This is a genomic window from Streptomyces sp. TAA040 (assembly GCF_000424845.1).
Window position 1 is genome coordinate 167,107 of the sequence record NZ_AUKR01000014.1, and the last position, 9,455, is coordinate 176,561.

Sequence of the window (9,455 nt, forward strand, 5' to 3'; positions counted from 1 at the left end):
AGGCGGCAACGCCCATGGACATCACGCCGTTACCCGGCGTCGCTCTCGGCGCTGTTGTGCACGGCGCCCGTGTCACAGGCGACATGGACAAGAATCGACTAGCGGAGATCTGGGCAGCGCTCGACGCACATCTCGTGCTCGTCTTCCGTGGCCACCAAACCCCCACCTATGCGCAGTTCCTGGCCTTCGGGCGCCTCTTCGGGCACATCCCGAAGACCGGTCTGACCAGGGGCGCACACCCCGACCACAACGAGATCCTGATCGTCTCCAACCTGGTGGAGGACGGCCGCAAGATCGGTGTGGGCGACGCGGAGTGGATGGCCTGGCACACCGACTACTCCTTCCGCCCCCGTGTCTCCCAGCTCGGTTTTCTGGAGGCGATGGAAGTGCCGGCCTCCGGCGGCGGACAGACGCACTTCACCGACATGTACGCCCTGTACGAGTCGTTCTCGCCCGAGGAGCGCCTGCGTCTGCACCCCCTCCGGGTCCGGCACGCCCTGCGCACCGGGTACGAGGAGACCATCGAGGAGGAGCTCCAGGGGGAGGTGTCCCTCGAAGAGGGTGCCGCACACATCCAGCCCGAGGACGGCACCTCCACCATCCATCCCCTCATCGCCCGCAACCCCCGCACAGGCCGTCAGTCGGTCTACGTCAGCACCCTGAACACCAAACGGATCGTGGACCTCACTCCCGACGACAGCCGCAAGCTGCTCGAAGAACTGCTGTCGCACGCGGGCAGGCCCCAGCACACGTACGCCCACACCTGGCAGCCCGGGGACATCGTCATGTGGGACCAACTCGGCACCGTCCACGCCAAGCAGCCCTTCGACCCGGCCGAACGGCGCGTCATGCGCCAGGTCGTGAGCATCTTCAACGACCCGAACGCCCCCTGGCACGCGGAGGTCACCCTATGAGCGCCGCTCCCGCCTGCCTCAGCCACAGCCGACTCACGATCACCCCGGCGCTGCGTGCCGCCGTCGACCGGCTCGACCGCCGCTCACGTCACCAGGCGGCCTACCACTTCGGTTGGGTCACCGCCAGCGGTGTGCCCACCACGGCCGACGCCGGCAAGGCCGTGCGGCCGGCGCTCGCGCTGCTGTCGGCTGAGGCGGTCGGCGCGCCGCCCAAGGTCGCTCTGCCCGGCGCGGTGGCCGTGGAGCTCGTGCACAACTTCTCCCTGGTGCACGACGACCTGATGGACGGTGACGAGGAGCGCCGGCACCGGCACACGGTCTGGAAGCTGTGGGGTACCTCCAGCGCCGTCCTGACCGGTGACGCGATGCTGGCGCTTGCCCAGGAGGTGCTGCTGGACACCGAGTTGCCGACGGCGGCGCCGGCCGCCCGGCTACTGGCACGCACCACCCGGCACCTGATCCGCGGCCAGGTCCAGGACCTGGCATTCGAGCAGCGCCGCCACGTCACGGTCGAGCAGTGCGTCGACATGGCAGCGGGCAAGACGGGCGCACTGCTGTCGGCGAGCGCCTCGATCGGCGCCGTTCTCGCCGGAGCACCTGAGACGACGGTGGAGGCGCTGGCGCTCTACGGCGACCAGGTCGGCGTCGCGTTCCAGCTCGTCGACGACGTTCTCGGCATCTGGGGCGACCCGGCCGTCACCGGCAAGCCGGTCCACTCCGATCTGCGTGCCCGTAAGAAGTCCCTTCCGGTAAGCCACGCGCTGAACCAGGACGGTCCGCTCAGAGAAGAGCTGGACACCTGGCTCAACACCCCCGGCGAGCCCGACGAGCGAGAACTGCGGCGTGTGGCCGGCCTGATCGAGGCCGCCGGCGGCCGGGACTGGGCACTGACCGAGGCCGCCCGGCGGATGGCGCTGGCCGAGGACGCGCTGCGCGGCGTCGAGCTGGACACCGGCGCGCGGGGCGAACTCCTCGCGCTCGGGCGGTTCGTCGTCGACCGCGAGGTCTGATCCCCAGGCCTACCTCCGCCCCCGCCCCCGCCTATCCGCCCCGCGACCTCCGACCGGCGAGGCCCCCTGACAAGGGCCCCACCGATCCCTCTGAACTCCCACCCACCACCAAGGATTTGCCATGCCACAGGACATCGACTTCCACATACCCCTGCCGACTCGGCAGAGCCCGGATCACGTCCGCGCAGACACCGAACAGCTCGTATGGCCACGCTCGCTGGGACTGATCAAATCCGAGGAGGCGGCGACACGTCACCTGCGCGGCGGCTACGCCGACCTGGCCTCCCGCTTCTACCCCCACGCCACTGGAGCCGAGCTGGACCTTGGCGTCGACCTGATGTCCTGGTTCTTCCTCTTCGACGACCTCTTCGACGGGCCGCGTGGTGAGAACCCGGAGGAGACCAGGAAGCTCACCGACGCGGTCGCGGCGGCTCTGGACGGCCCCCTCCCCGACACCGCGCCCCCCATCGCACACGGCTTCGCCGACCTCTGGCGGCGCACCTGCGAGGGCATGACGCCCGCCTGGTGCGCGCGCAGCGCCCGACACTGGCGCAGCTACTTCGACGGCTACGTCGTCGAGACGGACAGCCGCTTCAGGGACGCACCGTACGACTCCGCCGCCCAATACCTGGTTATGCGTCGGCAGACCATCGGAGTGCAGCCGACGGTCGACCTCGCGGAGCGCGCGGGCCGTTTCGAAGTGCCGCACCGGGTCCTTGACAGCGCGGTGCTCTCCGCGGTGCTCCAGATCGCCGCCGACGTCAACCTGCTGCTGAACGACATCGCCTCGCTGGAGAAGGAAGAGGCGCGCGGCGAGCAGAACAACATGGTCATGATCCTGCGCCGGGAGCACGGGTGGTCCACGGACCGCAGCGTCGCCCACATCCAGAACGAGGTGCGCGTACGCCTGGAGCAGTACCTCGTGCTGGAGTCCTGCCTGCCGCGGGTCGCCGACACCTACCGCCTCGACGAGGCCGAACGCCATGCCCTGGAGCGCTACCGCGACGACGCGGTGCGCACCGTGATCCGAGGTTCCTACGACTGGCACCGCTCCTCGGGCCGCTACGACGCCGAGTTCGCGCTCGCCGCCGGTGCCCAGGGCTACCTGGAGGAGCTCGGCAGCACCGCCCGCTAGCGACCGCGGGACCGCACGAGAGCAGCGTACGCGCCCGAGCGGCGGCACAGCTGTCGACGGTCCGCAAGCAGTCGCCAACAGACCTGCACAGACAGGAAGTTGAGGACCAAATGACCGAGCAGACCACCTTCTCGGCGGGAACGGCGCCCGGGGCGCTCCCCGTCGTGGGGCACGCCCTCCAGATGATGCGTCACCCCGTGAACTTCATGACCTCACTGTCAGCCCACGGCGACCTGGTCGACATCAGGATCGGCCCCATCACGGCTTACGTCCCCACCCACCCCGAACTGCTGCGCCACGTCCTGACCAACGACAGCGTCTTCGACAAGGGTGGCGTCTTCTACGACCGCGCGCGTGACATCGCCGGCAACGGCCTGGTCACCTGCCCCTTCTCCGACCACCGCCGCCAACGCCGGCTGATGCAGTCCGCGTTCACCCGAGGCCAACTCAAGCGGTACGCCGAGGCCATGCGGGCTGAGATCGAGGACACCGCGTCGCGTTGGCGGGACGGCACGGTCGTCGACGCGTTCCAGGAGATGTACGGCATGGCGCTGCGGACGGTCGGCCGCACCCTGTACTCCACGCCCGTCAGCCCCGAGCTCACGGCGAAGGTGGAACGCTCCTTCGACGTCGTGCTCAACGGCCTGTTCCGGCAGATGTTCATGCCGGCCTCGATCCGTCGTCTGCCCCTGCCCTCACAACGCCGCTACCGGAGCAACCTGGCTTTCCTGCACCAGACCACGCAGCAGCTCGTCGACGACTACCGCAGCTCCGAAGGCGAGCGCGACGACCTGCTCGCAGCCCTGATCGCCTCGCGCGACGACGACGGCGGCCGGCTCGGCGACAAGGAGATCCACGATCAGGTCATCACTGTCATGGCTGCCGGTACCGAGACCGTGGCCGGTACCCTGACCTGGGTCTTCTACCTTCTCTCCCAGCACCCGGAGATTGAGGCCGCGCTCTACGACGAGATCGACACGGTCCTCGACGGCCGCGCCCCGGAGTGGGAGGACCTGCCGAAGCTCTCCCTGGCCGACCGGATCATCTCCGAGACGCTGCGGCTGCACCCGCCGGCCTGGCTGTTCACGCGCCTCACCGTCTCACCGACCGAGCTGGCGGGCCGTCAGCTGTCGCCCGGCTCCACCGTGGTCTTCAGCCCCGCCGCCGTCGCCCAGTACGAGGGCGCCTTCGACAACCCCACGAATTTCGACCCCGACCGTTGGCTTCCGGACCGTGTCGCGCCGGCCTCCCGGCACGCCTTCGTGCCTTTCGGCACCGGCGCCCGCAAATGCATCGGCGACCTCTACGCACGTACCGAGGCTACTTTGGGGCTCGCCACCATCCTCGGTAGCTGGCGGGTCACGTGCGAGCCCGGTATGGACATACGCCCGGTCCCGTTGACCACCGTCTACCATCCGCGCCGGCTGCGCCTGAGGCTGGACGCGCGTACCCCTCGACGGACGACCGTCCCCGCACCGGCCGGGGGCGACGCGACGTGAGCGGGGCAAACGTCGTCCTGGCCCAGCCGCGCGGCTTCTGCGCGGGCGTGCGGCGCGCCATCGGCATCGTCGAGCGGGCGTTGGACCTGCACGGGGCACCGGTGTACGTGCGCAAGGAGATCGTGCACAACCACCACATCGTCTCGGAACTGCGGAAGCGCGGCGCGGTCTTCGTCGACAGCGAGGAGGAGGTCCCGCCGGGCGCGGTCTGCGTCTTCTCCGCACACGGTGTCTCTCCCGAGGTGCGCTCCTCCTCTGCCAGCCGGCAGCTCGACGTCATCGACGCCACCTGTCCGTTGGTGGCCAAGGTCCACCAGGAAGCGGTGCGCTTCGCCCGTGATGACCGCACCGTCCTCCTCGTCGGGCACGAGGATCACGAGGAGGTCGAAGGCGTCCTCGGCGAGGCTCCCGAGAGGATCGTCGTCATCGAGACCGAGGACGACGTACGGCGCCTCGAACTGCCGGACGACACACCGGTCGCCGTCCTCACCCAGACCACCCTGTCCTTCGACGAGACCGCGCGTGTGGTCGAGGCCCTGAGTGCCCGCTTCCCCGACCTGATCACCCCCGGCGACGACATCTGTTACGCGAGCCAGAACCGGCAGAACGCCGTCAAGGACCTCGCACGCGACAACGACCTGGTTCTGATCGTCGGCTCACGCAACTCCAGCAACTCGCTGCGCATGGTCGAGGTGGCCCGTGACCACGGTGCCGCTGCGCATCTGGTGCCCGACGAACAACACCTCGAAGAGGTGTTGCTGAAGGACGTGTCGTCCGTCGGGATCAGCGCGGGAGCCAGCGCTCCGGAGGTGCTCGTCGAGGGGCTCCTCGCCCGGCTGGCCGAACTCGGCTTCGGCCAGGTCGAGCTCCAGCGTGGCATCGCCGAGGACGTCGTGTTCTCCATGCCCGGCCGGCTGGCCGACCCGGTCAGTGGCCGCGTCCCGCGGACCCCGCTGGCCGGCGAGGTCTCGCCCGCACCCGACGGGGTGCGATGAATCAACCACCGCACAAGGGGGATCGCGTCATGGCACGCCTGGAGCAGATCCGAGGACCGCAGGACCTCAGAGCCCTTTCCCCGCACGCGGCCCGCACACTGGCGCCGCAGATCCGGCAGCTGTTGGTGGACACCTGCACCGCGAACGGCGGCCACCTCGGCCCCAACCTCGGAGTCGTCGAACTGTCCATCGCCCTGCATCGCGTCTTCGACTCCCCGCGCGACAAGATCCTCTGGGACACCGGCCACCAGGCCTACGTCCACAAGATCCTCACCGGCCGTACCGAAGCGCTTGCCACGCTCCGCCGCACCGGTGGCACGTCGGGCTACCCCTCCCGCGCGGAGTCCGCGCACGACGTCATCGAGAACTCGCACGCCTCGACCTCCCTGTCCTGGGCGGACGGCCTCGCCCGCGCCGACGCCCTGCTTGGCCGAAGTGACCGCGCCGTGGTCGCCGTGTTCGGCGACGGTGCGCTCACCGGTGGTATGGCCTGGGAAGCCCTCAACAACATCGCGGCCGCCCCGGAACGCCCCGTCGTGATGGTGCTCAACGACAACGGCCGCTCCTACGCCCCCACAGCCGGCGCCGTCGCCGGACACCTCGCCGACCTGCGCGCGGGTGACGGTCCGCGCACCCTCTTCGAGAACCTGGGGCTGGACTACCTCGGCCCCGTGGACGGCCACGACATCGAGGCGGTGGAGACGGCACTGCGGGCGGCCGTCGCTCTGCGCACGCCTGTGGTGGTCCACTGTGTCACCGAGAAGGGCCGTGGTCACCTCCCCGCGGAGCAGGACCACATCGACCGCTTCCACGCCGTGCGTGCCACCGTCACCCAGAAACCGGGGAGCGCGCCCAGCTGGACGTCCGTGTTCGGTGCCGAGCTCGCCGAGCTCGCAGTCGAACGACCGGACGTGGTAGCCGTCACTGCGGCCATGCTCGATCCGACCGGGCTCGGGGAGTTCGCCCGTCGCCACCCCGAGCGCATCATGGACGTGGGCATAGCCGAACAGCACGCCGTGACCGCCGCGGCCGGACTCGCCTTCGGTGGGCTGCACCCGGTCGTCGCGCTGTACTCCACCTTCCTCAACCGTGCCTTCGACCAGCTTCTGATGGACGTGGCCCTGCACCGGGCCCCGGTCACCTTCGTCCTGGACCGGGCCGGGGTGACCGGAGACGACGGTCCCTCGCACAACGGCATGTGGGACCTGTCGCTGCTGAACCTGGTGCCCGGACTGCGGCTGGCGGCCCCGCGTGACGCCGCCACCCTGCGGCACGCCCTGCGGGAGGCCGTGGCCCACGACGACGGCCCCACCGCCCTGCGCTTTCCCAAGGGGTCCAGCGGTGCGGACCAACCGGCGGTGGAGACACTCGGCGAGATGGACATCCTGCACCTCGGCGAGCGTCCCGACGTTCTGCTGGTTTCCGTCGGTGTCATGGCCACCACCTGTCTCGAGGTCGCCGCACGGCTGGGGGAGCGAGGCATCGGTGTCACCGTCGTGGACCCCCGCTGGGTCAAGCCGATACCGCCCGAGCTGACCCGCCTCGCCCTCGATCACCTGCTGGTCGCCACGGTCGAGGACAACGGTCGGGTCGGTGGCGTGGGGGCACGCGTCGCCCAGGAGTTGAGTGGGACCAGTTCGGCGGGCCTGCCGGTGCACGTCTTCGGCATCCCGCAGCACTTCCTCGACCACGGCTCGCGGGGCGACGTCCTGGAGGCCAGCGGCCTCACCCCGGGCCACCTCACCGACGCGCTGTTGGAGGCTCTGCCCTCCAGACGGCGGACCCGGAACGGAGCCACCACCTCCCTCGCCGTCGGCTGACGTCGAGCACACCCTTGAGGGCGCTGCCGCTCTCCCACGAAACCACGGCTTCACACGGCACGCGGTCATCAGCCAGCATCCGGTCCGGCCCGGACCGGCCGATCACATGGGGGAACTGTCATGCCTGTCGATCTCGGAGTGCCGACGGTGCCGTCGAGGCTGACCCGAGCGGTACGTCGTCGGGTCAGCCGTCAGATCCACGTGGGGGCCGTACCCGTGGGCGGCGAAGCCCCGGTCTCGGTCCAGTCCATGACCACGACCCCTACGTCCGACATCGGTGCCACACTCCAGCAGATCGCCGAACTGACCGCTTCCGGCTGTCAGATCGTCCGCGTCGCCTGCCCGACGCAGGACGACGCCGACGCGCTGTCGACGATCGCGCGCAAGTCGCAGATCCCGGTGATCGCGGACATCCACTTCCAACCGAAGTACGTGTTCGCCGCCATTGAGGCCGGGTGCGCGGCCGTGCGTGTGAACCCGGGCAACATCAGGCAGTTCGACGACAAGGTCCGCGAGATCGCGCGGGCCGCCAAGGATCACGGCACTCCGATCCGTATCGGGGTCAACGCGGGCTCGCTCGACCGTCGGCTGCTCAAGAGATACGGCAAGGCCACCCCCGAGGCGCTGGTCGAGAGCGCGCTGTGGGAGGCGTCGCTGTTCGAGGAGCACGACTTCCGCGACATCAAGATCTCCGTCAAGCACAACGACCCCGTCGTCATGGTCGAGGCGTACGAGCAGCTCGCCGAGCGGTGCGACTATCCGTTGCACCTGGGAGTGACGGAGGCGGGTCCGGCCTTCCAGGGCACAGTCAAGTCGGCTGTCGCGTTCGGCGCGCTGCTGTCCCAGGGCATCGGCGACACGATCCGCGTCTCGCTGAGCGCTCCGCCCGCTGAGGAGATCAAGGTCGGCCTGCAGATTCTCGAGTCCCTGAACCTCAAGCAGCGTGGCCTGGAGATCGTGTCCTGTCCCTCCTGCGGACGCGCCCAGGTCGACGTCTACAAGCTTGCCGAGGAGGTCACGGCCGGACTGCAGGGTATGGACATCCCGTTGCGCGTGGCCGTCATGGGCTGCGTGGTGAACGGCCCCGGGGAGGCCAGGGAAGCGGACCTGGGCGTCGCCTCCGGAAACGGCAAAGGGCAGATCTTCGTCAAGGGCGAGGTCATCAGGACCGTACCCGAGTCGAAGATCGTCGAGACGCTCATCGAGGAGGCGTTCAAGCTGGCTGAGCAGACGCAGCAGGACGAAGCGGACGACCCTGCCCAGGCCGCGCACTCCACGGAACCGGAGAGCGCCACGTGAGCACACGGCGTTCCCCCGTTACCGTTTCTGTGGCCCCGCGATGGGGTGCCTGGCCCCCGGGTCCGGTATGGCGGTGTGCCCCCTGCCGAGGTCATGGCCGGGGGCCTCCTCGATGCTGCGAGAAGAGAATTCGACGTCTTTACTCGCTCTTCTTGTCGCCTTGTTCGTTGTCCCCGAACAGACGGCGGGCTCGCTCGGCGAGACCTGTGGAGAGCTTCTCCGTGACCGAGCCGGCCCGGCCAAGGGTCTCGTTGCCGAGGCTCACGGCGGCATCGACACGCCTCGCACCTGTCACAAGCGCCTTGTCCCTCGCCTCGGTAGCTGCGTCCGCCCATCGCCTGGCCTCCGACGGCTGATAACCGGACTCGATCCCGAGTCGGGCATGAAAGCCGTGGACGTCCGTAGTGACGTGATTGATCGACCGGACCAGGGTCGGAGACTTGTTCGGATTCAGCAGCACCTTGGCGTTGGCCGTACCGGCAGCCGTATTCATCCTGGCCACCAGACGCTCGGTGGTCCGCGAGATGTGTTCCATCCGGGCCTTCCGGGCAGCCTTCAGCCCGAGACGGTGTCCGTTCAACTCGTCCGGCGACGCGTCCAGCACCCGGTCCAGTTCGAGCACGACGCCCGCGTCCTGCAGTTGGAAACACCGGGCCAGAACGGCGAGCCACTCACGCACCTCGGACTCGGCGTCCTTGGCCGTCGCGGTGAGGTCACCGATCTTGGTCTTCTGCTCCATCTTCTCCGCGAGCGCGTCGAGCTGGCACAAGGCGTATGCCTGAG

General features: G+C 69.2%; 7 protein-coding genes and 1 pseudogene. 7 read left to right on the top strand and 1 reads right to left on the bottom strand.

Annotated elements, in window-relative coordinates; all coding sequences use genetic code 11:
• Positions 1-14 precede the first annotated feature (14 nt).
• From ptlD to ispG, 7 genes are all read left to right on the top strand, one after another.
• Positions 15-914: a neopentalenolactone/pentalenolactone F synthase gene (gene ptlD / locus H300_RS0114695; RefSeq protein ID WP_028428042.1), complete on the top strand. Its 900-nt coding sequence runs from the start codon at positions 15-17 to the stop codon at positions 912-914.
• Positions 911-1,924 (top strand): polyprenyl synthetase family protein, encoded by a 1,014-nt coding sequence (locus H300_RS0114700; RefSeq protein WP_028428043.1) that lies wholly within the window; start codon positions 911-913, stop codon positions 1,922-1,924. Before ptlD ends, H300_RS0114700 begins: the two co-directional genes overlap by 4 nt.
• Positions 1,925-2,045: 121 nt before the next feature.
• On the top strand, positions 2,046-3,059 hold the full coding sequence (ptlA, locus tag H300_RS0114705; RefSeq protein ID WP_028428044.1) for a pentalenene synthase: 1,014 nt from the start codon (positions 2,046-2,048) through the stop codon (positions 3,057-3,059).
• 110 nt (positions 3,060-3,169) lie between these two features.
• A complete protein-coding gene (gene ptlI, locus H300_RS26955) occupies positions 3,170-4,558 on the top strand; it encodes a pentalenene oxygenase (protein ID WP_037980369.1) in 1,389 nt (462 codons plus the stop codon).
• The gene (gene ispH, locus H300_RS0114715; protein ID WP_028428045.1) at positions 4,555-5,553 is read left to right on the top strand and encodes a 4-hydroxy-3-methylbut-2-enyl diphosphate reductase; all 999 of its coding nucleotides are present in this window, start codon (positions 4,555-4,557) and stop codon (positions 5,551-5,553) included. Before ptlI ends, ispH begins: the two co-directional genes overlap by 4 nt.
• Positions 5,554-5,582: 29 nt before the next feature.
• Entirely contained in the window at positions 5,583-7,373 is a 1,791-nt protein-coding gene (locus H300_RS0114720) for a 1-deoxy-D-xylulose-5-phosphate synthase (protein WP_028428046.1), read from the top strand.
• Positions 7,374-7,493: 120 nt separating this feature from the next.
• A complete protein-coding gene (gene ispG, locus H300_RS0114725; protein ID WP_037980371.1) occupies positions 7,494-8,672 on the top strand; it encodes a flavodoxin-dependent (E)-4-hydroxy-3-methylbut-2-enyl-diphosphate synthase in 1,179 nt (392 codons plus the stop codon).
• A gap of 139 nt (positions 8,673-8,811) precedes the next feature.
• Here the strand turns inward: ispG and H300_RS0114730 are convergent.
• A pseudogene (locus H300_RS0114730) lies at positions 8,812-9,455 on the bottom strand (hypothetical protein); the annotation flags it as partial.

Coding starts and splice junctions, on each gene's coding strand:
- ptlA (WP_028428044.1), top strand. CDS start 2,046: ATGCCACAGGACATCGACTTCCACATACCCCTGCCGACTCGGCAGAGC.
- ptlD (WP_028428042.1), top strand. CDS start 15: ATGGACATCACGCCGTTACCCGGCGTCGCTCTCGGCGCTGTTGTGCAC.
- H300_RS0114720 (WP_028428046.1), top strand. CDS start 5,583: ATGGCACGCCTGGAGCAGATCCGAGGACCGCAGGACCTCAGAGCCCTT.
- ptlI (WP_037980369.1), top strand. CDS start 3,170: ATGACCGAGCAGACCACCTTCTCGGCGGGAACGGCGCCCGGGGCGCTC.
- H300_RS0114700 (WP_028428043.1), top strand. CDS start 911: ATGAGCGCCGCTCCCGCCTGCCTCAGCCACAGCCGACTCACGATCACC.
- ispG (WP_037980371.1), top strand. CDS start 7,494: ATGCCTGTCGATCTCGGAGTGCCGACGGTGCCGTCGAGGCTGACCCGA.